The sequence below is a fragment of the Mesorhizobium monacense genome (genome assembly GCF_056781675.1).
Genome location: NZ_CM165567.1, coordinates 2,450,430 through 2,470,693, shown reverse-complemented (window position 1 = coordinate 2,470,693; position 20,264 = coordinate 2,450,430). Strand labels below are relative to the sequence as shown.

At 63.3% G+C, this 20,264-nt stretch carries 23 protein-coding genes; 16 read left to right on the top strand and 7 right to left on the bottom strand.

Going from position 1 to position 20,264, the window contains the following annotated elements:
* The first annotated feature begins 40 nt into the window (after positions 1-40).
* The 6 genes from AC1RUK_RS11890 to AC1RUK_RS11865 all read left to right on the top strand — a co-directional run bounded on the left by AC1RUK_RS11890 (position 41) and on the right by AC1RUK_RS11865 (position 4,731).
* Positions 41-748, top strand: a complete 708-nt coding sequence (locus AC1RUK_RS11890; protein ID WP_481835482.1) for a metal-dependent hydrolase — start codon at positions 41-43, stop codon at positions 746-748.
* A gap of 36 nt (positions 749-784) precedes the next feature.
* Positions 785-1,201: a hypothetical protein gene (locus tag AC1RUK_RS11885; RefSeq protein ID WP_481835483.1), complete on the top strand. Its 417-nt coding sequence runs from the start codon at positions 785-787 to the stop codon at positions 1,199-1,201.
* 280 nt (positions 1,202-1,481) lie between these two features.
* Entirely contained in the window at positions 1,482-1,769 is a 288-nt protein-coding gene (gene gatC, locus AC1RUK_RS11880) for an Asp-tRNA(Asn)/Glu-tRNA(Gln) amidotransferase subunit GatC (RefSeq protein ID WP_006202114.1), read from the top strand.
* Between the two features lie 6 nt (positions 1,770-1,775).
* Positions 1,776-2,234 (top strand): GNAT family N-acetyltransferase, encoded by a 459-nt coding sequence (locus AC1RUK_RS11875; RefSeq protein WP_436175189.1) that lies wholly within the window; start codon positions 1,776-1,778, stop codon positions 2,232-2,234.
* A complete protein-coding gene (locus tag AC1RUK_RS11870; protein ID WP_481835484.1) occupies positions 2,234-3,799 on the top strand; it encodes an amidase family protein in 1,566 nt (521 codons plus the stop codon). The genes AC1RUK_RS11875 and AC1RUK_RS11870 overlap by 1 nt, the downstream gene beginning before the upstream one ends.
* Before the next feature lie 134 nt (positions 3,800-3,933).
* Positions 3,934-4,731: a YdcF family protein gene (locus AC1RUK_RS11865; protein ID WP_481835485.1), complete on the top strand. Its 798-nt coding sequence runs from the start codon at positions 3,934-3,936 to the stop codon at positions 4,729-4,731.
* Here the strand turns inward: AC1RUK_RS11865 and AC1RUK_RS11860 are convergent.
* Positions 4,704-5,423: a DUF599 domain-containing protein gene (locus AC1RUK_RS11860; protein WP_481835486.1), complete on the bottom strand. Its 720-nt coding sequence runs from the start codon at positions 5,421-5,423 to the stop codon at positions 4,704-4,706. The genes AC1RUK_RS11865 and AC1RUK_RS11860 overlap by 28 nt on opposite strands.
* Before the next feature lie 181 nt (positions 5,424-5,604).
* On the opposite strand from AC1RUK_RS11860, the gene AC1RUK_RS11855 reads away from it, so the two are divergent.
* From AC1RUK_RS11855 to AC1RUK_RS11840, 4 genes are all read left to right on the top strand, one after another.
* Complete coding sequence (locus AC1RUK_RS11855; protein WP_481835487.1) at positions 5,605-7,008, top strand: L-serine ammonia-lyase; 1,404 nt, start codon at positions 5,605-5,607, stop codon at positions 7,006-7,008.
* Between the two features lie 93 nt (positions 7,009-7,101).
* On the top strand, positions 7,102-7,539 hold the full coding sequence (locus AC1RUK_RS11850) for a DUF1489 family protein (RefSeq protein WP_481835488.1): 438 nt from the start codon (positions 7,102-7,104) through the stop codon (positions 7,537-7,539).
* Between the two features lie 101 nt (positions 7,540-7,640).
* On the top strand, positions 7,641-8,372 hold the full coding sequence (locus tag AC1RUK_RS11845; RefSeq protein ID WP_436174890.1) for a vWA domain-containing protein: 732 nt from the start codon (positions 7,641-7,643) through the stop codon (positions 8,370-8,372).
* Entirely contained in the window at positions 8,372-9,070 is a 699-nt protein-coding gene (locus AC1RUK_RS11840; RefSeq protein WP_481835489.1) for a DnaJ domain-containing protein, read from the top strand. The genes AC1RUK_RS11845 and AC1RUK_RS11840 overlap by 1 nt, the downstream gene beginning before the upstream one ends.
* Before the next feature lie 43 nt (positions 9,071-9,113).
* Here AC1RUK_RS11840 and AC1RUK_RS11835 read toward each other — a convergent pair whose 3' ends face one another.
* Positions 9,114-10,508 carry an SPOR domain-containing protein gene (locus AC1RUK_RS11835; protein WP_481835490.1) on the bottom strand — a complete coding sequence of 465 codons (1,395 nt, stop codon included), beginning with the start codon at positions 10,506-10,508 and terminating at the stop codon, positions 9,114-9,116.
* Positions 10,509-10,794: 286 nt separating this feature from the next.
* Between AC1RUK_RS11835 and AC1RUK_RS11830 the strand changes: the two genes are divergently transcribed.
* The 4 genes from AC1RUK_RS11830 (at position 10,795) to AC1RUK_RS11815 (ending at position 14,889) form a co-directional block, all read left to right on the top strand.
* Entirely contained in the window at positions 10,795-11,124 is a 330-nt protein-coding gene (locus AC1RUK_RS11830) for a phasin family protein (protein WP_006205150.1), read from the top strand.
* 276 nt (positions 11,125-11,400) lie between these two features.
* Complete coding sequence (gene clpS, locus AC1RUK_RS11825; RefSeq protein WP_023671012.1) at positions 11,401-11,727, top strand: ATP-dependent Clp protease adapter ClpS; 327 nt, start codon at positions 11,401-11,403, stop codon at positions 11,725-11,727.
* Between the two features lie 6 nt (positions 11,728-11,733).
* Complete coding sequence (gene clpA, locus AC1RUK_RS11820; RefSeq protein WP_481835491.1) at positions 11,734-14,202, top strand: ATP-dependent Clp protease ATP-binding subunit ClpA; 2,469 nt, start codon at positions 11,734-11,736, stop codon at positions 14,200-14,202.
* 51 nt (positions 14,203-14,253) lie between these two features.
* Positions 14,254-14,889 (top strand): chloramphenicol phosphotransferase CPT family protein, encoded by a 636-nt coding sequence (locus tag AC1RUK_RS11815; RefSeq protein WP_481835492.1) that lies wholly within the window; start codon positions 14,254-14,256, stop codon positions 14,887-14,889.
* 18 nt (positions 14,890-14,907) lie between these two features.
* Here the strand turns inward: AC1RUK_RS11815 and AC1RUK_RS11810 are convergent, their stop codons facing one another.
* The 4 genes from AC1RUK_RS11810 to AC1RUK_RS11795 form a co-directional block, all read right to left on the bottom strand.
* Positions 14,908-15,339 carry an HIT family protein gene (locus tag AC1RUK_RS11810; protein WP_481835493.1) on the bottom strand — a complete coding sequence of 144 codons (432 nt, stop codon included), beginning with the start codon at positions 15,337-15,339 and terminating at the stop codon, positions 14,908-14,910.
* A gap of 79 nt (positions 15,340-15,418) precedes the next feature.
* Positions 15,419-16,633 (bottom strand): GNAT family N-acetyltransferase, encoded by a 1,215-nt coding sequence (locus tag AC1RUK_RS11805; RefSeq protein ID WP_481835494.1) that lies wholly within the window; start codon positions 16,631-16,633, stop codon positions 15,419-15,421.
* Between the two features lie 41 nt (positions 16,634-16,674).
* On the bottom strand, positions 16,675-17,403 hold the full coding sequence (locus AC1RUK_RS11800; RefSeq protein ID WP_481835495.1) for a glycerophosphodiester phosphodiesterase: 729 nt from the start codon (positions 17,401-17,403) through the stop codon (positions 16,675-16,677).
* Positions 17,404-17,415: 12 nt separating this feature from the next.
* Positions 17,416-17,880: a RidA family protein gene (locus AC1RUK_RS11795; RefSeq protein ID WP_481835496.1), complete on the bottom strand. Its 465-nt coding sequence runs from the start codon at positions 17,878-17,880 to the stop codon at positions 17,416-17,418.
* A gap of 138 nt (positions 17,881-18,018) precedes the next feature.
* On the opposite strand from AC1RUK_RS11795, the gene AC1RUK_RS11790 reads away from it, so the two are divergent.
* Complete coding sequence (locus tag AC1RUK_RS11790) at positions 18,019-18,846, top strand: cell envelope integrity EipB family protein (protein ID WP_192178773.1); 828 nt, start codon at positions 18,019-18,021, stop codon at positions 18,844-18,846.
* A gap of 55 nt (positions 18,847-18,901) precedes the next feature.
* On the opposite strand, the gene AC1RUK_RS11785 is transcribed toward AC1RUK_RS11790, so the two are convergent.
* Positions 18,902-19,363 carry a hypothetical protein gene (locus tag AC1RUK_RS11785; protein WP_481835497.1) on the bottom strand — a complete coding sequence of 154 codons (462 nt, stop codon included), beginning with the start codon at positions 19,361-19,363 and terminating at the stop codon, positions 18,902-18,904.
* 37 nt (positions 19,364-19,400) lie between these two features.
* Here AC1RUK_RS11785 and AC1RUK_RS11780 point away from each other — a divergent pair, with 37 nt between their 5' ends.
* Entirely contained in the window at positions 19,401-20,243 is an 843-nt protein-coding gene (locus AC1RUK_RS11780; RefSeq protein WP_481835498.1) for a hypothetical protein, read from the top strand.
* Positions 20,244-20,264 lie beyond the last annotated feature (21 nt).

Below are 20,264 nucleotides of genomic sequence, written 5' to 3'. Positions count from 1 at the left end.
TTCTATCTTCCGGCGCAGCAAAAATCGAGGAACACGACTGATGAAACTGACCTGGTATGGACATTCGGCATTCCGCATCGAAACGGCGGACGCCAATATCCTCATCGACCCCTATCTGGTCGGCAATCCGTCCTGGACGGGCGGCTGGGAAGGGCCGGCGGAAGGGGTCACCCATGTGCTGCTGACCCACGGCCACAACGATCATGTCAGCGGCGCGCTGGAAGTGCTCAAGAAAAGCGGCGCCATGCTGGTCGCCAACTACGAGATCTGCATGTACCTCGTCGGCAAGGGCGCCAGCGGCGACAAGATCAACCCCGGCAACATCGGCGGCACCGTCGATTGCGGCGCCTTCACCACCACCTTCGTCCAGGCCCTGCACTCCTCGTCGTTTGGCGGCGAGGGCGGTCAAAACACCTATCTCGGCAATCCGGGCGGGCTCGTCCTGCATTTTCCCGAAGAAGAGACGCTCTACCATATGGGCGACACCGACATCTTCTCCGACATGGCGCTGATCAACGAATTGCACGAGCCGAAGATCGGCATCGTGCCGGTCGGCGACCGCTTCACCATGGGCGGCGCGGTGGCAGCCCTTGCCTGCCGGCGCTTTTTTCGCTTCGATACGGTCGTTCCCTGCCACTTCGGCACGTTTCCGATCATCGACCAGACGGCGGAGAAATTCGTTGCGGGAATGGAGGGATCCGGCGTGGACGTGGCATTGCCGGGGATCGGCCAGACCATTACTCTCTAGAAAGACCGTCGCACTCTGGAAAAATGGAATGAAACCATGGCGTTGAGACAGACTCTTTGCGTTTCGATGTTGGTCGCCGCATCTCCGGCGCCGGCGGCCGAGGATTTCATCGAAGGTGTCTATCTCCAGTCTGAGGAACTCTGCGCCAAGGCCAAGAAGGAGACGCTGCAGAGCGTGATCGACGCCGGCAACATCGTGCTGTCGGCCCGCGGCCTGCAAAGCGTCGAATACAATTGCGAATTCCTCCAGATCACCAAGGCAACGCTCTCGCCGAGCTGGGCGGTGACCGCCATTTGCCAGGAGCCGGGCTTTGTCTTTCCGGATGTCCTTTCGGTCACGCAAATGAGCCCGACGCAAATCGACCTGGTGTCGGTCCGCCCGGTCGTCGACGAAAGTGAGCAGGCCGGCAACGGCGGCAGTTACGTGTTGTGCGACGGCGTGGCTTTGCCTTAGAGCAGTCCCAGCAAAAGTACGCGGCGGTTTTCCGTCCGGAGTTGCGCAAACAAACAGTTGGCGTGAACGGCGTGGAAAAAGGCGCAATGATGCGTGGAGCTGCGTAAGCCCGTGACAATCCTGGAACGGCGTCTTTTTCGAACTGTCCGTTCCGCTGCGCCGCCCAGGTCCCGGGCCGTCCCGGCGGTTTAGCCGTTCGAGGCCGGCAGATCCCGGCACAATGCATGTTGCGCGGCACGCGCCGCGCCGCTATAGCGCTGGTTTTCCCGAGGCAACAGAAATGTCCGTTGATCTTCAGACAGTGAAGCGCGTCGCGCACCTTGCCCGCATTGCGGTGAGCGAGGAGGACGCCGAGCGCATGACCGGCGAGTTGAACGCCATCCTTGGCTTCGTCGAACAGTTGAACGAGGTCGACGTTTCCGGCGTCGAGCCGATGACGTCGGTCACACCGATGGAGATGAAGAAGCGGCAGGACGTCGTCACCGACGGCAGCAAGGCCACTGACATCGTTGCCAATGCGCCGGCGACCGATGAGAATTTCTTCCTCGTTCCCAAGGTGGTGGAGTAGGTGGCGGTGGCAGTCGAGATCGCCATCGAGACGCCGCTGCAGGACGACGTGCGCACCCTGGTCGAGGAGCTCAACACGACGCTGCTCGAGCTGACGCCGCCGGAGCATTGCTACCATTTGACTGTCGAGCAGATGGCCGGCGAGGACACGAGCGTCTTCATCGCCCGCGACAACGGCCTGGCCATCGGCTGCGGCGCGCTGAAGCGTCATGACGGCTCGGTCGGCGAGGTCAAGCGCATGTACACACGGCCCTCGCATCGCGGCCGCAAGATCGGCGCCAGGATCGTCGAGCGGGTCGAGGCGCTGGCGCGCAGCGAAGGCTTGAAGCGCCTGGTGCTGGAAACCGGCGATCGCCATCCCGCCGCCTGGGCCGTCTACGAACGTGCCGGCTTCTCGCGCTGCGGCCCGGTGCTGGATTATCCCGATTCCGAGTGGTCGGTGTTTTACGAAAAGAGCCTTGCCTGATGAGCGACCTGACCCACCTGACGATTTCGCAGGCCCGCGCCAAGCTGCGCGGCAAGGAGATTACCGCGGCCGAGATCACCGAGGCCTACCTCTCGGCGATCGAGCGCGCCAATCCGGCGCTCAATGCCTATATCACCGTGACCGGCGACAAGGCGCGCGATATGGCCAAGGCCTCCGACGCCAAACTCGCCAAGGGCGCGGCCGGCGCGCTGGAAGGCATCCCGCTCGGCATCAAGGACCTGTTCGGCACCGAAGGCGTCCACACTCAGGCCTGCAGCCACGTGCTGGACGGCTTCAAGCCGCGCTACGATTCGACCGTCACCGCCAATCTGTGGGCCGACGGCGCCGTCATGCTGGGCAAGCTCAATATGGACGAGTTCGCCATGGGCTCGTCCAACGAGACCTCCTATTATGGCCCGGTGATCAACCCGTGGCGGCGTTCGCGCCTCGACACGGTGGTGATGCCGACGACGCATCAGGGCGACGGCGGCTTTGTCTCGGCCGGCGGCACCAAGACCGCGCGCACGCTCGACAACGCCCAGCTCGTGCCCGGCGGCTCGTCGGGCGGCTCGGCGTCGGCTGTGTCGGCCTTCCTCTGCGCCGGCGCCACGGCGACCGATACCGGCGGCTCGATCCGCCAGCCCGCCGCCTTCACTGGCACGGTTGGCATCAAGCCGACCTATGGCCGCTGCTCGCGCTGGGGCATCGTCGCCTTTGCTTCCTCGCTCGACCAGGCCGGGCCGATCGCCCGCGACGTGCGCGACGCCGCGATCCTGTTGAAGTCGATGGCCTCCGTCGACCCGAAGGACACCACCTCGGTCGACCGTCCGGTGCCGGACTACGAGGCGGCGATCGGCAAGCCGATCAAGGGCATGAAGGTCGGCATTCCCAAGGAATACCGCGTTGACGGCATGCCCGAAGACATCGAGGCACTCTGGCAGAAGGGCATTGCCTGGCTGAAGGATGCCGGCGCCGAGATCGTCGACATCTCGCTGCCGCACACCAAATACGCCCTGCCGGCCTATTACATCGTCGCGCCCGCCGAAGCCTCGTCCAACCTCGCCCGCTATGATGGGGTCCGCTACGGCCTGCGCGTGCCGGGCAAGGACATCATCGACATGTATGAGAAGACCCGCGCCGCCGGCTTCGGCCGCGAGGTCAAGCGCCGCATCATGATCGGCACCTATGTGCTGTCGGCCGGCTACTACGACGCCTACTATCTGCAGGCGCAGAAGGTGCGCACCCTGATCAAGCGCGACTTCGAGAACGTCTTCGCGGCCGGCGTCGATGTCATCCTGACCCCGGCGACGCCGTCGGCCGCCTTCGGCGTCGCCGACGAGGACATGGCCTCCGATCCGGTCAAGATGTATCTCAACGACATCTTCACCGTGACGGTCAACATGGCCGGCCTGCCGGGTATCGCCGTGCCCGCTGGCCTCGACGCCAAGGGCTTGCCGCTCGGCCTGCAGCTGATCGGCCGGCCCTTCGACGAGGAAACGCTATTCCAGACCGCCCATGTCATCGAGCAGGCGGCCGGCACATTTCAGCCGGAGAAGTGGTGGTAGGATCGTCTCTCATCTAGCGCATTTATCCTTTCCGAAAATCGGAATCGATTTTCGGAAAGGATAATGCGCAAAATCAAAGTGTTACAGCGTCCTTTGCGCGCCCAGGGACGCGCGGCGCTGTAATGGGGTGAGGGATGTTCTTCTATCTTTCCAAGATTTTCTGGTTCTTCATTCAACCGCTCAACCTGGCGATCTTCCTGCTGCTGGCCGGATTGCTCGCCGCCTTGCTCGGGCGCCGAAAACTGTTCGCCACCGGCAGCGTGCCGGCTTTTTTGGCCCTCGCGCTGGCGGCCTGGACCTCGCTTGGCGCCATGATGCTGAACCCGCTTGAAGAGCGCTTTCCCAAGCCGCCGCTGCCGCCAAAGGTCGACGGCATCGTCGTGCTCGGCGGCGGCTTCGAGGGCGCCATCAACCTTGTGCGCGGCGGCTACGAGCTGAATTCAGGCGGCGACCGGATGGTCGAGACCGCGATCCTCGCCCGGCGCTTTCCCGAGGCGAAAGTGGTCGTCTCGGGCGGCAATGGCGAGCTTTTCCTCGAAGGCGAGGGCGATGCCGACACTGCACCCCGCCTGCTTGGCGCGCTCGGCGTCGCGCCCGATCGCCTGATCCTCGAGACCAAATCCCGCAACACGTACGAGAATGCCGTCTTCACCAGGCAATTGGTGACGCCGAAGCCGGGGGAGACCTGGCTGCTGGTGACCTCGGCCTTCCACATGCCGCGCGCCAAGGCGCTGTTCGACAAGGCTGGTTTTGCGACCATTCCCTGGCCGGTCGACTACCGCACCTCGGGCAGGGAAGGCATCGGTCTGTTCCGTGACAATCCGGCCGATTCGCTGCAGGTCACCACCATGGCCATTCGCGAATGGATCGGCCTCATTGCCTATTGGCTGTCGGGCCGGATTGATCAGCCGTTTCCGGCGCCTGGCGGCTGACCGATCACCGCCTGCCTGGCGGCGGAGAAGAACTGGCGGCGCACCAGCACCGCAAGCAACAGCAGCGTCGACAGCACGAACACGATCGGGTCGACGAACCAGCCGAGATAGCCGATCGAGAAGAACACGGCGCGCAGGCCGGAATTGAAGTGCTTTCCGGCCAGCATGTTCATGCGCGTCGCACGCCACACCGCCGTCTGGCTGACCGGATTTCGCGCGGCCTCGCCATGCGGGATCGGCACAGCTCCGATCAGGATCGAGCAGTAGTTGAACAGGCGGTAGGCCCAGCCGAATTTGAAAAAGGCGAAGGCGAGGATTAGTACCAGGCCGAAGACTTTCATCTGGAACGCTGTGCGCGATGAGGTCGTACTCAACGGCAAGTCGCTCAGCACGGTCAGGACCTGGTCGGAGGCGCCAAGCAGGGCAAAACAGCCACCGAGCGCGATCAGCGAGCTGGAGGCGAAGAAGGCGGTGCCCTGCTGCAGGCCGCTCATAATGGCGGTGTCGACGATACGGATCTCGCGCTCGGCCATGGTCCGCATCCAGGCGGCGCGCTGCGCGTTCATCGCCGTTGTCAGCGACACCCGGCTGACCAGCCTGCCGTCGGAGGCGAGCGTATGCAGCACCCAGACTATCAGGAAGAAGGCCAGCGCCGTGAGATCGGCCGTCGACAGATGGAAGGAATCGCCCATGCGCTCTTTTACCACAAGCAAAGCGGCGTCTTCGATGGGCGAGCGCTGCGATGTCGCTGCAGGAGCAAACAAGGTCGGCAGACGCCGCGCCGCGATCTTCAAAACAGCGGAAACATCATGAGAATTCCTATATGTAAGTTTCAAAGGGTCCAGGTTTCAAAGGACCAGGAGACAGCGCCGCGTGTTCCTTTCGGTTTTCGACCTGTTCAAGATCGGCATCGGCCCGTCGAGCTCCCACACGATGGGGCCGATGACGGCCGCGCGCCGTTTCCTCGACGAGGTCGCGGGCGACGACTGGCCACGCCCGGCCGGCGCCAGGGTCGACCGTATCGCTGCCAGCCTGCACGGTTCGCTCGCCTATACCGGCATCGGCCACGGTTCGGACCGCGCCGTGGTGCTGGGGCTGGCTGGCGAAACACCGCAGACGGTGGACCCCGACCAGGCCGACGACATCGTCGCCCGCATCGCCGCCGAAAAGCGGGTTTCGCCGCCCGGACACCCGTCCTATCGCTTTGATCCTGCGACCGATCTGGTGCTCGACAAGAAGACGCCGCTGACCGGCCACGCCAACGGCATGGCCTTCTACGCCTACGATGCCGGCGACCGCCTGCTGCTCAAACGCATCTATTATTCGATCGGCGGCGGCTTCGTCGTTTCCGACGAAGAACTGCAGCGGATGAAGGCCAAGGGCTCGGTGACGACCGAAGGCAAGAAAGTGCCTTACCCCTTCAAGAATGCCGTCGAAATGCTGGCGATGGCCGGCAGGAGCGGGCTTTCCATCGCCGAGATGAAGCGCGTCAACGAAGAGACGCAGATGTCGCGCGAGAAGCTCGACAGCGGCCTCGACGCCATCTGGAGCGCCATGAAGGGCTGCATCGATCGCGGCCTGTCGCAGGACGGCATCATGCCCGGCGGGCTGAAGGTGCGCCGCCGCGCCCGGCAGCTTCACGACAAGTTGCAGGAGCAGTGGCAGCAGAACCGGCCGAACCCGCTGCTCGCCAATGACTGGCTGTCGATCTACGCCATGGCGGTCAACGAGGAGAACGCCGCCGGCGGCCGCGTCGTTACCGCGCCGACCAATGGCGCGGCCGGCACGCTGCCGGCGGTGCTGCGCTACTGGCTGCATTTCCATCCCGAGGCCGACCAACCGAGCATCCGCGACTTCCTGCTGACGGCGGCGGCCGTCGGCGGCATCATCAAGACCAACGCTTCGATCTCGGGCGCCGAGGTCGGCTGCCAGGGCGAGGTTGGTTCGGCCTCAGCGATGGCGGCGGCTGGGCTTTGCGCCGTCATGGGCGGCACGCCAGAGCAGGTCGAGAACGCCGCCGAGATCGCGCTGGAACACCATCTCGGCATGACCTGCGACCCGGTCGGCGGACTGGTTCAGGTGCCCTGCATCGAGCGCAACGCGCTAGGTGCGGTCAAAGCAGTGACCGCCGCCTCGCTGGCCATCAAGGGCGACGGCGTTCATTTCGTGCCGCTCGACGCGGCGATCGAGACCATGCGCCAGACCGGCCTCGACATGAACGAGAGATACAAGGAGACCAGCCTTGGCGGTCTCGCAGTCAATGTGGTGGAATGCTGAGAGCTCTGCCACAGTAGGTATCTGTGGACTGGCACTGTGGAGAAGTCGGGCAGGGCCGTTGACGCATCCGCCTGCCGGACTAAACCTTAGGCGATGGCACTCAATCTCCTAAAACTCTGCGTCGGCTGCGACAGCGTCGAGGATCTGGAAGAGTGGATCGGCTTCCGCCTCGATGAGCGGCGCCGGGCCGGCGAGCCTGCGGAACACTGGCACACCACCCGCATGGTGCCGACGCGCGGCGGCGAGGTCACCGATGGCGGCTCGCTCTACTGGGTGATCAAAGGCAATGTGCAGTGCCGACAGCTGATCACCGAGATCCGGCCATTCACCGACGACGAAGGCATCGGCCGCTGCCGTCTCATGCTCAACCCGCAAGTCGTGCGCACCGACTGGCAGCCGCGCCGAGCTTTCCAGGGCTGGCGCTACCTGAAGCCGTCCGATGCGCCCGCCGATCTCGGCAAGGGCAAGGCCGCGCTTGCCGAGATGCCGCCGAAACTGCGGCTCGAACTGGCCGAACTCGGCCTGCTTTAATCAGCCATCCTGGAACCGCTTCTCCTGCCCGGCCGTGCTGGCCCTTCATGTCGCCCTTGATGGGACTTGCAAGCGCTGCCGCCGCGCCACATCTTGATCTCATGAGCGACAACAAGCAGCCCGTGCCCGCAAAGGCCGATACTGCGCCGGTCAAACCTAAATCAAGCGCCGGCGAGATCGATGCCTTCATACGTCAGGCGAGGACCCTTGCCGCATCCGCGACCGGTGTGGGCCGTCTGATCCTGTCCCTCGACGCCACGATGAGCCGGCAGCCGACCTGGGATCTGGCGAATGCGCTGCAGGGCGAGATGTTCGACGCCGTCGGCAAGGTCGGCAGCCTCAGCGTCCAACTGGTCTATTTCCGCGGGCTTGGCGAATGCCGCTCGTCCGATTTCGTCACCGACACCAATGCCTTGAAGCAGCTGATGACCGGCATCGAATGCCGCAGCGGCAACACCCAGATCGGCAAGGTGCTCGCCCATGCGCTGAAGGCGACGGCCAAGGCCAAGGTCAATGCCCTTGTCTATATCGGCGACGCGATGGAAGAAAACCCCGACGATCTGGCCGAAAAGGCCGCCAGCCTCGGTCTGCATGGCGTTCCGGTCTTCGTCTTCCAGGAAGGTCATGATTCCGGCGCGGAAAAGGCATTCAAGGAAATCGCGCGGCTGTCCAAAGGAGCTTGGTTCCGATTTGATCGGCGGGCCGCCGCGACCCTGGCAGGACTGCTTTCCGCGGTCGCCATGTTCGCGACCGGTGGGCTGAAGGCGCTGGAAGCCAGGGGCAGGCCGGGAGACCGGCTGTTGATCGAGCATTTGCGGGGCGGCGGGAGCTGATGGGCGCAATCATCGCACTTGTTGCACTGGTTCTGGTGCTTCTTGGCGTCATGACGATCTTCGTGCGCGCCGATCCGGCAAAGGTTGCGGACGGCTTGAAGACGCTGGGGCCGATTCTTCTGGCACTGGCCGGTGCAGCCGTGCTTGTCGCGGGCCGCAGCAGCATCGGTGGCATGATGCTGGTTGGGGCGGCCGCCTGGTATGGTTCGGTGCGGATGGCGCGGCCGACATCGAAACCGGCGGCTAGCAAGCGTTCGACTGTGCGCACCGCGGCGCTGGAGATGGAACTCGATCACCAGACCGGCGGTCTGGAAGGCCTCGTGCTGGCCGGGCGCCACGAAGGCAAGATGCTTGGCTCGATGGGCCTGGCGGAATTGCAGCAGCTCTACCGCGAACTCCCGGGCGATCCCGAGAGCCGCCAGTTGCTAGAGACGTATCTTGACGGCAGGTTTCCCGTCTGGCGCAAAAACGCTGAGCCGGACGGTGGCGAAGGGCTGGGTGTTGCGCCAGGTGCGGGCGCCATGACTAAGGAGGAGGCCTACAAGATCCTTGGTCTTGAAGCGGGGGCCGCCGCGGCGGATGTCCGCAAGGCGCACCGCCGCCTGATGCAGCGCCTGCACCCCGATATCGGCGGCACGTCGTTCCTTGCGGCGCGGATCAATGAAGCCAAGGACGTCTTGCTCTCCAACCACAATTAGTCTCCTTCGACGCAGAAATTTCCCGGGAGAATCCAGCACCGTCCTACTGTTGGACGGCGTAGCACGCGATTTTCTTCTTCTTCAAAGCACTGCAGGCGTTCCAGGCAGCGCTCTTTGAACCGAAGCCGCCGAACCGAGCGCGGTAATAGGTCACGCCGTCCTTGTCGAACGCGACGGTGAAGCCGGCCGCGTCGGCCAGGACCTTGGGCGCCTGCTTGCTCGTCTTGTCGAGGAAGGCCTGGGCTTCGGACTGCTTTGGCGACGAAGCGACCTGGATCGCCCAGCCCGACGGCACCGAGGCGGTGTTGACGGGGTCGACTGCAGGCGCAGGCTCGGCATAGGCGGCCACGACCTGCGGCGCCGGAACCTCGGTTGCTGCGGCAACAGCGACGGTCTTGACCTTTTTGATCTGGACGACGGGCGCGGTCTCTTCGACGACCGGCGCGGTGTCGTCCGCCGAGGCAACCGTCGTATCCTCTTCGACCGCCGGCTTTTCATCCGGCGTCGGCGCATCGTGCTTCGGCAGGAACACCTTGGCCAGCGCGCGGATCGGGCCGTCGCCGTCGGCCTTGGTGACCAGGCCGCCGCCGCCACGGGTCGACGCCCTCGGCATATAGGCATTGATCAGCGAGGCCATCTGGTTGTCACGGCTGCGGCCCGAACTTCCCCCCATGACGACGGCGACGAGGCGGCGATCGCCATCGGAAACCGACGAGACGAGGTTGAAGCCGGAGGCGCGGGTGTAACCGGTCTTGATGCCGTCGACGCCCTTGATGCGGCCGAGCAGGCGGTTGTGGCCGTTGATGCGCTGGCGGCCATAGAGGAAGGAGCGTTGCGAGAAATAGCCGTAATACTGGGGGAAGTGCTCCCTGAGCGCTATGCCAAGCATCGCCATGTCGTGGGCGGTGGTGAACTGGCCGGGATCGGGCAGGCCGTTGGCGTTGCGGAAGACGGTGCCGTTCATGCCGAGCGCGCGTGCCTTGGCCGTCATCATGCGGGCGAAACCGGGCTCGCTGCCGCCAAGCAGTTCGCCGAGCGCGGTCGCCGAGTCATTGGCCGACTTGGTCACCATCGACAGGATGGCCGTCTCCACCGAAACCGCGCGGCCAGCTTTCACACCCAGCTTGGTCGGCGGCTCGGCCGCGGCACGGGCCGAAAACGGCACAGGCGTATTCTTGCTGATCCGACCTTTGGCCAGCGCCTCGAAGGTCAGATAGAGAGTCATCATCTTGGTCAGCGACGCCGGGTAGCGCCGGCCGTTCGCGTCGGACGAATAGAGCACCTTGCCGGTCTTGGCATCGACGACGATGGCCGCGGACTTGGCCGCCATCGACGAGGCTACGTCGCCGACGACGACCGCCATCGCCAAAGCGACGATCATGACCGCTTTGAAGGAGATTGAGGATTTGGAGACGAAGCCCGACCACGCCTGACGCACTGAATACTTCCCTTGAATTTCATTGCCTTGGAGGCGGCAAAGGGACCTGCCTCGCTTCCGGCCAAACTATCGCGGTCGGCGTTACCAATCCGTTTATGGTAACCGCCGCGTTCACCATTTTCTTTGCGTTTGAGCCTCCCTTTATTCGAATTTTAGCCATTGCCGACGCAGCGGCGCCCACGAAAAAGGCAAAAACTTGACTTTTGTGCAGCGCACAATATATTTATCGTGCATTGCACAAGGGCGCCCGGGGCTAAAGGGCGTTTCAACCAAAGGGAAACGTGAAATGACCCAGACCTATGAGGACTTCAGCAAATACGGTAAAGAGTTTGCCGACACCGGATTGAAGAGCTTCGCTTCCCTCTCGAAGGGTGCGCAGGCGATCGCCACCGAGGCTGGCGAGTACACCAAGAAGAGCTTCGAAGCCGGCAGCGCCGCGTTCGAGAAGCTGTTTTCGGCCAAGTCGCTGGACAAGGCGATCGAGATCCAGTCCGACTACGCCAAGCAGAGCTACGAGAGCTTCGTCGCCGAAGCCACCAAGATCGGCGACCTCTATGCGGAGCTCGCCAAGGAAGCTTACAAGCCGTTCGAATCGATCGTCGCCAAGGCGAAGTAATTTCGCCCGACGGCACTGAAAAACGGCCTGCGGGCCTGCAGGACAGACCCGGTCGCAGATGCGCGGCCGGGTTTTTTCATGCCCGGTTCAATTCCGGGGCTTAATGTCCTCACGATTTTCAAAATCGCTCAAGTTTGCCGACCTAGCCATATTGTCAGCTAACCAGAAGGGCTTAAAATCGTCCATCGAACACCTACATGTCGAACTCGCATGGGGATTCGAAAGAGGCAGGACTACGTGACGATCGGTTTGACTGCCACGGCAGGCGTGGTGCGGATGCAAAGTGACGGTGACGGCAACGAGGCCGGTCGCGGCACTGCCGTCATCACGCGCACCAAAACCAAGACCAAGAAGCCCAGCCTTTACCGGGTCCTCATCCTCAACGACGACTACACGCCCATGGAGTTCGTGGTTCACGTCCTGGAGCGTTTTTTCCAGAAGGACCGCGAAGCCGCCACACGCATCATGCTTCATGTTCACAATCATGGAGTGGGCGAGTGCGGGGTCTATACATTCGAGGTGGCCGAGACCAAAGTGTCCCAGGTCATGGATTTTGCACGACAGAATCAGCATCCGCTGCAATGCGTGATGGAGAAGAAGTGAGGTAACATGCCGGCTTTCTCCCAAGGCCTGGAAAAGGCGCTTCACCAGGCGCTGACGCTCGCCAATGAGCGGCACCATGAATATGCAACGCTCGAACACCTGCTGCTCGCGCTGATCGACGACACCGAGGCGGCCGCCGTCATGCGCGCCTGCAACGTCGACCTCGACGAGCTGAAGCACACCGTTCTCACCTATATCGACACCGAGCTCGACAACCTCGTCACCGGCTACGACGAAGACTCCAAGCCGACCGCCGGTTTCCAGCGTGTCATCCAGCGCGCCGTCATCCATGTGCAGTCGTCCGGCCGCGAGGAAGTATCCGGCGCCAACGTGCTTGTCGCCATCTTCGCCGAGCGCGAAAGCCACGCCGCCTATTTCCTGCAGGAACAGCAGATGACCCGCTACGACGCGGTCAACTACATCTCGCACGGTATCGCCAAGCGCCCGGGCGCCTCGGAGAGCCGCACCCCGCGCGGCGCCGATGACGAGCAGGGCGGCCCGAACGGCGCCGAGCCGCAGGAGGAGAACGGCAAGAAGAAGCAGCAGCAGGACGCGCTGACCGCCTACTGCATCAACCTCAACAACAAGGCCAAGGCCGGCAAGATCGACCCGCTGATCGGCCGCGAGAGCGAGATCAACCGCACCATCCAGGTGCTGTGCCGCCGCTCCAAGAACAATCCGCTCTATGTCGGCGATCCCGGCGTCGGCAAGACGGCGATCGCCGAAGGCTTGGCCAAGCGCATCGTCGAAGGCGACGTGCCGGAAGTGCTGCACAACGCCACCATCTTCGCGCTGGACATGGGCACATTGCTCGCCGGCACGCGCTATCGTGGTGATTTCGAGGAGCGGCTGAAGCAGGTCGTCAAGGAGCTCGAGGATTATCCTGGCGCCGTGCTGTTCATCGACGAGATCCACACCGTGATCGGGGCAGGGGCGACGTCGGGCGGCGCCATGGATGCGTCGAACCTTCTGAAGCCAGCGCTGTCGACCGGCGCCATCCGCTGCATCGGCTCGACCACCTACAAGGAGTTCCGCCAGTTCTTCGAGAAGGACCGCGCGCTGGTGCGGCGCTTCCAGAAGATCGACGTCAACGAGCCGACCATCGAGGACGCCATCGAGATCATGAAGGGCCTCAAGCCCTATTTCGAGGAGTTCCACAAGGTCCGCTACACGAGCGAGGCGATCAAGGCCTCGGTCGAGCTGTCGGCGCGCTACATCAACGACCGCAAGCTGCCGGACAAGGCGATCGACGTCATCGACGAGACCGGCGCCTCGCAGATGCTGGTGCCGGAGGCCAAGCGCAAGAAGACCATCGGCATCAAGGAGATCGAAGCGACGGTCGCCACCATGGCGCGCATCCCGCCGAAGACGGTTTCGGCCGACGACGAGAAGGTGCTGCAAGGCCTCGACATCGAGCTGAAGCGCGTCGTCTACGGCCAGGACACCGCCATCACTGCGCTGACCTCGGCGATCAAGCTGGCGCGTGCCGGCCTGCGCGAACCGGAAAAGCCGATCGGCTCTTATCTGTTCTCAGGGCCGACCGGCGTCGGCAAGACCGAAGTCGCCAAGCAGCTTGCCGCTTCGCTCGGCGTCGAGCTGATCCGCTTCGACATGTCGGAATATATGGAACGCCACACCGTCTCGCGGCTGATCGGCGCGCCTCCCGGCTATGTCGGCTTCGACCAGGGCGGCCTGTTGACCGATGGCGTCGACCAGCATCCGCACTGCGTGCTGCTGCTCGACGAGGTCGAGAAGGCGCATCCGGACCTGTTCAACATCCTGTTGCAGGTCATGGACCACGGCAAGCTGACCGACCATAACGGCAAGCAGATCGACTTCCGCAATGTCATCCTGATCATGACTACCAATGCGGGCGCATCCGATGCGCAGCGCGCGGCGATCGGTTTCGGTTCGACCAAGCGCGAAGGCGATGATGTCGAGGCGATCAACCGCCTGTTCACGCCGGAGTTCCGCAACCGTCTCGATGCGATCATCCCGTTCGGCTCGCTGCCGGTCCCGGTCATCCATCAGGTGGTGCAGAAGTTCGTCATGCAGCTGGAAGCCCAGCTTTCCGAGCGTGGCGTTACCTTCGACCTGTCGCCGGACGCGATCGCCTGGCTGGCCGACAAGGGCTATGACGAGCGCATGGGCGCGCGTCCGCTCGGCCGCGTCATCCAGGAGCACATCAAGAAGCCGCTGGCCGATGAAGTCTTGTTCGGCAAGCTGAAGAAGGGTGGCACGGTGCGCGTCACCGTCGAGAAGAAGGAAACCGGCGAGACCGGCCTGAAGCTCGAATCGCTGGCCGACGAGGCGCCGGTGAAGCCGAAGAAGGAAGAGCCGGACGAGGCGCCGAAGGCACGCAAGGCCGTGGCGAAGAAATCCGCCGCGAAGAAGGTGGTGGCGCAGAAGCCGGAGCCGAAGGGCAAGGACGGCGGCAAGCGCAGCCTGGTGCCGCAACTGCCGCGCAAGGGCTGACAAGCCCCGAAGTCAAATAGTAAAAAAGCCCCGGAAACGGGGCTTTTTTCGTTGGTAGGAGGATGCCGCGTGGAAATCGGGAAAATCATCGTTCTGAACGGCGCGCCGCGATCGGGAAAGTCGAGCATTGTCCAGGTGATCCAGGAGACATTCGACGGCGCTTGGCTGAATCTGGGCGTCGACGTTTACGCACGGATCACCCCGCCAAGCTATCGTCCCGGTATCGGCCTTCGTCCCGGCGGAGAGCGTCCTGATCTCGAAATGTACCTACCCCAATTCTACGCCGCGCTCTATGAATCGATTGCCGCCCACAGTCGGTCCGGGCTGAATGTCGTCGCCGATGTCGGTCATCACGACGCCTATTCGAAGCCGCTCGACATCCTTGCCGATTGCGCCCGGCGGCTCGCCGGCCTGCCGGCGCTTTTCGTCGGTGTTCGCTGCCCGATCGAGGTGATCCTCGAAAGACGCGCGCGGACGTCCGTGGAGGGCTATGTGACGGCATCGCGTGACGATCCGGCACCGCTGCCGGTCCGGCTCTGGCAGGAGGCGGTCCACAAGCCAGGCCTCTACGATCTGGAGGTCGATACCTCGCAGCTCAGCCCGGCGCAGTGCGCACAGGCAATCCTGCAACAGCTGGGCACGCAGCCGACCGCCTTTCAGAAACTGGCGCAATCGCCGGCTGGCTGAACTTCGGTTGCGGCCGGATCAGGTCCCGAGCGCGGCCCGTATCTTGCCGGCGTTCTCCATCAGCAGCTCCGGCTTCTCCATCTGTCCGGAGTGCGGCTTCAACGGGATGTCATCGAAGCGCGGAATGACGTGCACATGCAGGTGGTAGACGCTCTGTCCCGATGCCGGTTCGTTGAACTGGAGGATGGTGACGCCATCGGCGGCGAAGGCTTTTTTGACGGCCAGCGCAACCTTCTGCACAACCGCAAAGAGCGGACCGAATGTCGCCGGATCGGCGTCGAGCAAATTGCGCGACGGCACCTTCGGCACTACAAGCGTATGGCCGGTCCCTTGCGGCATCACATCCATGAAGGCGACAACCGCGTCATCTTCATAGACGCGATGCGACGGGATTTCGCCGCGCAGGATCTTCGCAAAGATGTTGCCGGGATCGTAGGTGGCTTCGGCCATGGCGTGCCCTCCAGATAATTGTCCAGCCCGTTTAGCGAAGCCGCTATCGCGCGGCAAGGCGACGCCGACCAGGCCTCAGCTATTCCGCCAGATCCTTGCGGAATGGCGTGTGGTCTTCGAGATATTCGCCCATGCGCTCGACTTCGCGGCGTTCCCGCCTGAGATAGTCGGCCACCGCGTTGCGCAGGCCGGGGTGCGCGATGTAGTGCGCCGAATGCATGGTCACCGGACGATAGCCGCGCGCCAGCTTGTGTTCGCCTTGCGCGCCGGCCTCGACCACCTTCAGCTTGCGCGCGATGGCGAAGTCGATCGCCTGGTGGTAGCAGACCTCGAAATGCAGGAACGGGTGGTCCTCGATGCAGCCCCAGTTGCGCCCGTAGAGCGCGTCGGAGCCGATGAAGTTGATGGCGCCGGCAATGTAGCGTCCATTGCGCTTGGCCATCACCAGCAGGATGTCGTCGGCCATCCGCTCGCCTATCAGCGAGAAGAATTCGCGGTTGAGATACGGTCGGCCCCACTTCCGGCTGCCGGTATCCGTGTAGAAGGCGAAAAAATCGTCCCAGGCCTTTTCGGTCAGGTCCTTGCCGGTCAGCCAGTCGATCGAGATGCCGTCGGCAAGCGCCTCGCGCCGCTCCTTCTTCATCGCCTTGCGTTTGCGGGAGGCGAGCGTGGCGAGAAAGTCGTCGTAGTTCGAAAAGCCTTCGTTGAAGAAATGGAACTGCTGGTCGGTGCGATGCAGGAAACCTGCTGCCTCCAGCGCCGCGACATCGCTCTCGCCGGCGAAGGTGACATGAGCCGAGGACACGCCGAGCTTGTCGGTCACCATCTTGAGACCAGCGGCGAGGCCGGCCTTCACCGTGCCGGCGTCCTCGCCCTTGTTGACCAGCAGGCGAGGGCCGGTGACCGGGGTGAACGGCACAGCACTTTGCAGCTTGGGGTAATAGCGCCCACCGGCGCGCTCGAAAGCATCCGACCAGCCATGGTCGAAGACATATTCGCCCTGGCTGTGCGACTTCAGATAGCAGGGTACGGCACCAATCAGCCTGCCTTGCGCATTCTCCAGCCTGAGGTGATGTCCCTGCCAGCCGGTGCGCCGCACGGCGCAACCGGAATCCTCCAATGCGCTCAGAAAAGCGTATGAAACGAGCGGGTTGTAGCCGTTTCCTGCCTCACCGCGCGTGGTGCCGGCAAAGCCGTTCCATTCATCGCAGGTGAAGGCGCCGATGCCGGCGGCGACACGGATCGAAAACTCCGCATTCGCCGTTTGCCCATCGCCGTCGTCACCCTGATCCATGAGGCTTATTTAAGCTCCCTATGGGGCCGTGCAAGCCTGGATCACGCCACCTTTACGAGATCGGGTTCAAAACCTTCGAAAGTCATCTGGTCGGCGTATCTGAAGGTGCGGTCCACCGCCGGCTGGTCATGCACGGTCCAGGTGATCACCGGCATTTTCAGCCGCTCGCGCACGAAGCTGACGAACGGGTTCGGCAGGTCGCCCGCGGCATAGGAGGTGAAGGCGATGTCATGCGCCAGCATCGAGAAATGCGCTTCGATCAACTGGTTGTCCTTGCCATAGGCTGTCAGTCCGCCGGGGATGCCGGCCGCGTGTTTCGGAAAGTCGCGGATCAGCCAGTGGTCGAACGACATGATCGCAGCCTTGCCCCTGTAGCGCCTGAGCATCTTGCCGACGCTCTCCACCAGGCCCTGGTCGTGACCGGGAACGCCCTTCAGTTCGACGACCAGCGGCACACGGCCGTCGACCAGATCGAGCGCCTGCTGCAGCGTCGGTACGTGGTCCGACGTGCCGCCGACCTTGAGCGTCGTCAGTTCGGCGGCCGTGCGCTGCCAGACGAAACCGTCCTGGCCGGTCAGCCGCTTGAGGTCGCCGTCATGGATGATGACGGGGATTCGGTCCGACGACAGGTGGACGTCGCATTCGATCGCATAGCCGCGTTCGGCGGCGGCGGCGAAGGCCGACAGCGTGTTTTCCCAACGCGTCTTGTTCATGTCGTGGAAACCGCGATGGGCGACAGGGCGGGCCGTCAGCCAGGAAAGATCGGTCATGTTGCGCCTGCTCTATTCGACTTCGAAGATCGCTTCGATTTCCACTGCGGCATTGAGCGGCAGCGAGGCGGTGCCGACGGCGGAGCGGGCATGCTTGCCGCGCTCGCCGAGCACCGCGACCAGAAAGTCGGAAGCGCCGTTGGCGACCAGATGCTGCTCGACGAAATCTGGTGCTGATGCGACGAAGACGGTGATCTTCACCACGCGGCGGATTTTCTCGAGATCGCCGAGTGCCGCCTTGGCCTGCGCCAAAATGTTGATCGCGCAGTATTTTGCACCCACCTTGCCGGCCGTTATGTCGACATCGCGGCCAAGCAGGCCGCTCGCCTGCAGCTTGCCGTCCTTGAGCGGCAATTGCCCGGCGGTGAACAGCATGTTGCCGGTTCGGCAATAGGGCACATAGTTGGCGGCGGGCGCGGCGGCGACGGGAATCGTCACGCCGAGATCGCTTAGCCGCTTTTCGATTGTTTCACTCATCGTATTTCCCTATTGCTTGAAGACGCCGCGCGGGCCGGGCCGAAATTGCTATTTTTGCCTCGCTTCCGCCATGACTTTTTTTAAGCTGGACCATCTTTCCCTGCGGCCTGCCATCAGCCGCGACGATCGGAGCACCATATGCGCGCAACGCGCCTTGCCTTCCACGCCGTCCTGCTGCCAACGCTCTTCTCGATGGCTCCAGCCTTTGCCGTGCCGGCTTTGCAGGCGCATCGGGCCGTCTATGATCTCACCTTGAGCAAGGCCTCCGATCGCTCGGGAATCACCGGCATTTCCGGCCGCATGGTCTATGAGTTCAACGGCTCGCCGTGCGAGGGCTATACGGTCAAGTTCCGCTTTGTCACCCAGATCGTCACCAACGACAACACCAGGCTGACCGACCAGCAGACGACCACCTTCGAGGATGCCGAGGGCAAGACCTTCTCCTTCGTCACCAAATCCTTCGTCGACCAAAACCTCGACAAGGAGGTCAAGGGTACCGCGACGAAGGAGGCCAAGGGCCTCAAGGTCGATATCGACAAGCCCGAGAAGAACAGCCTGGAGCTCGCCGCCACCCAGTTTCCGACCCAGCATCTGGTCGAGCTGATCGGCAAGGCGGAAAAGGGCGAAAATTTCTATGAAACCAATCTCTTCGACGGCTCGGAAGACGCCAACAAGGTGATGACCACCACCGTCATCGTCGGCAAGAAGGCCGACGGCGACAAGGCCGATCCGGAAGCGCCGGCGCTGGCCAAGCTCGCCGGCGACAAATACTGGCCGGTCGACATCGCCTATTTCGACGACACCGACAAGACCGGCGAGGAGGTGCCGGAATACCGGATCAGCTTCAAGCTGCACGAGAACGGCATCACCCGCGACCTCACCATGGACTATGGCGAGTTCTCGATGACCGGCAAGCTGGTCAACCTGTCGCTGTTCGACCAATCGAAGCCCTGTCCGGCGAAATAGCCCCAGCCTGCTTTGGGTTAACCACGACGCGGCGATCGACTTGAACGCGCCGCAATCAGGTTCCAGCTTTCCCTGAGGCATATCGGGGGAGTTCAGCTTGAGCAGGATCGACGTGTTCGTGGCGCCGCGGCCCAATCCGGCGCTGATCAGGGTCATGACGGTGTTCAACCGGATCGTCATGCTGCGCGGCGTGCCGGGGTTTCGCGATCTCTTGCCCTTCAACCGGCTGGCCGGATTGCGTGGTGTCGCCAATGTCCGCCATATCGATTTTCCGGACGCTGACCGGGATCGGCTTGAAGCCTGCTGTGGCGCCGGCAAGGCGACGTTCATCACCCCAAACCATCCCGAATTCTTCACCGACTGGATGATCGACAAGGAGATCGTCTCGCAGGTCAGCCCGCTCGCCGCGTCCTGGGCCACGCATGGCGTCGTCAACGGCCTCGGCCGGTTGATGCAGAAATTCTGGCTGGCCAACAATCTGATCGCCCAGATCCCCCGGCAACAGCCAGGCCGCCAAGGAACACTCGGTCGGCTGGGCGCTGCAAGGGCACGGCGTGCTCCTGCATCCGGAAGGCAGCGTCGGCTGGCACGGCAATGTCGTCACGCTGCTGCTTCCGGGCGCCGTCGAGATGGGTCTCGAGGCGCTGAAGCGTGGCCGCGCCACGGCTGCCGATTTCAAGGTCTGGGTCGCGCCGGTGGTCTGGAAGCTCGCCTTCACCGGGAATGTCGAGCCGGCGCTCGCAAAGGAATGCACCTATGTCGAGCGCAGGCTGGGGATCGACCGCCGCTCCGCCGACACACTGCCGGAGCGTGTCCACCATATCTATTCGACACTGTTGTCGCGCGACGTGGCCGCCTCGGGCATGGTGTCCGACCGGCGGCTCCCATACGACATACTGCAAAAGGCATTGCTGGTCGAACTGCGCCACCGGCTCGGCGAGGTCATTTCGGCTGGCACCGCCATCAGCGACATCGCCGAGCTGCTGCGCCTGTCACGCCGTTGGTTGCGCGAAAACGCCGGCGACGCCGAGAGATCGAAAAAGATCCGCGCGCTTACCGAGACGATCCAGCGCCTGCAGCGGGTCGGGCCTTGGGCGTCAGTCAGTCCGACGGTCACACAGGAAGAGATCGCCGAGCATCTGAAGCGCATCCGCAACGACTATTGCAAGGGCGGACTGCGCGATACGCTCAACCGCTTCATTCCGCAGCCGGCCGGACCGCGCTGTGCCCATATCCGTGTGCCGGAACCACTGGGCTTGCACGCCTATGAAGGCTCGACCGACGAGGCGCTCGACGAATTGCGGTCGCGTATGCAGGAAGCCATCAGCGACATCGTGGCCGGTCTCGACGCAAGCGGCGGCTTCATTTCCTATCCGAATCCCTTCTATCATCGCTGAGGTTGGACGCCGGGCTGATCG

Coding starts and splice junctions, on each gene's coding strand:
- AC1RUK_RS11890 (WP_481835482.1), top strand. CDS start 41: ATGAAACTGACCTGGTATGGACATTCGGCATTCCGCATCGAAACGGCG.
- AC1RUK_RS11885 (WP_481835483.1), top strand. CDS start 785: ATGGCGTTGAGACAGACTCTTTGCGTTTCGATGTTGGTCGCCGCATCT.
- gatC (WP_006202114.1), top strand. CDS start 1,482: ATGTCCGTTGATCTTCAGACAGTGAAGCGCGTCGCGCACCTTGCCCGC.
- AC1RUK_RS11870 (WP_481835484.1), top strand. CDS start 2,234: ATGAGCGACCTGACCCACCTGACGATTTCGCAGGCCCGCGCCAAGCTG.
- AC1RUK_RS11865 (WP_481835485.1), top strand. CDS start 3,934: ATGTTCTTCTATCTTTCCAAGATTTTCTGGTTCTTCATTCAACCGCTC.
- AC1RUK_RS11860 (WP_481835486.1), bottom strand. CDS start 5,423: ATGGGCGATTCCTTCCATCTGTCGACGGCCGATCTCACGGCGCTGGCC.
- AC1RUK_RS11850 (WP_481835488.1), top strand. CDS start 7,102: ATGGCACTCAATCTCCTAAAACTCTGCGTCGGCTGCGACAGCGTCGAG.
- AC1RUK_RS11845 (WP_436174890.1), top strand. CDS start 7,641: ATGAGCGACAACAAGCAGCCCGTGCCCGCAAAGGCCGATACTGCGCCG.
- AC1RUK_RS11840 (WP_481835489.1), top strand. CDS start 8,372: ATGGGCGCAATCATCGCACTTGTTGCACTGGTTCTGGTGCTTCTTGGC.
- AC1RUK_RS11830 (WP_006205150.1), top strand. CDS start 10,795: ATGACCCAGACCTATGAGGACTTCAGCAAATACGGTAAAGAGTTTGCC.
- clpS (WP_023671012.1), top strand. CDS start 11,401: ATGCAAAGTGACGGTGACGGCAACGAGGCCGGTCGCGGCACTGCCGTC.
- clpA (WP_481835491.1), top strand. CDS start 11,734: ATGCCGGCTTTCTCCCAAGGCCTGGAAAAGGCGCTTCACCAGGCGCTG.
- AC1RUK_RS11810 (WP_481835493.1), bottom strand. CDS start 15,339: ATGGCCGAAGCCACCTACGATCCCGGCAACATCTTTGCGAAGATCCTG.
- AC1RUK_RS11805 (WP_481835494.1), bottom strand. CDS start 16,633: ATGGATCAGGGTGACGACGGCGATGGGCAAACGGCGAATGCGGAGTTT.
- AC1RUK_RS11800 (WP_481835495.1), bottom strand. CDS start 17,403: ATGACCGATCTTTCCTGGCTGACGGCCCGCCCTGTCGCCCATCGCGGT.
- AC1RUK_RS11795 (WP_481835496.1), bottom strand. CDS start 17,880: ATGAGTGAAACAATCGAAAAGCGGCTAAGCGATCTCGGCGTGACGATT.
- AC1RUK_RS11790 (WP_192178773.1), top strand. CDS start 18,019: ATGCGCGCAACGCGCCTTGCCTTCCACGCCGTCCTGCTGCCAACGCTC.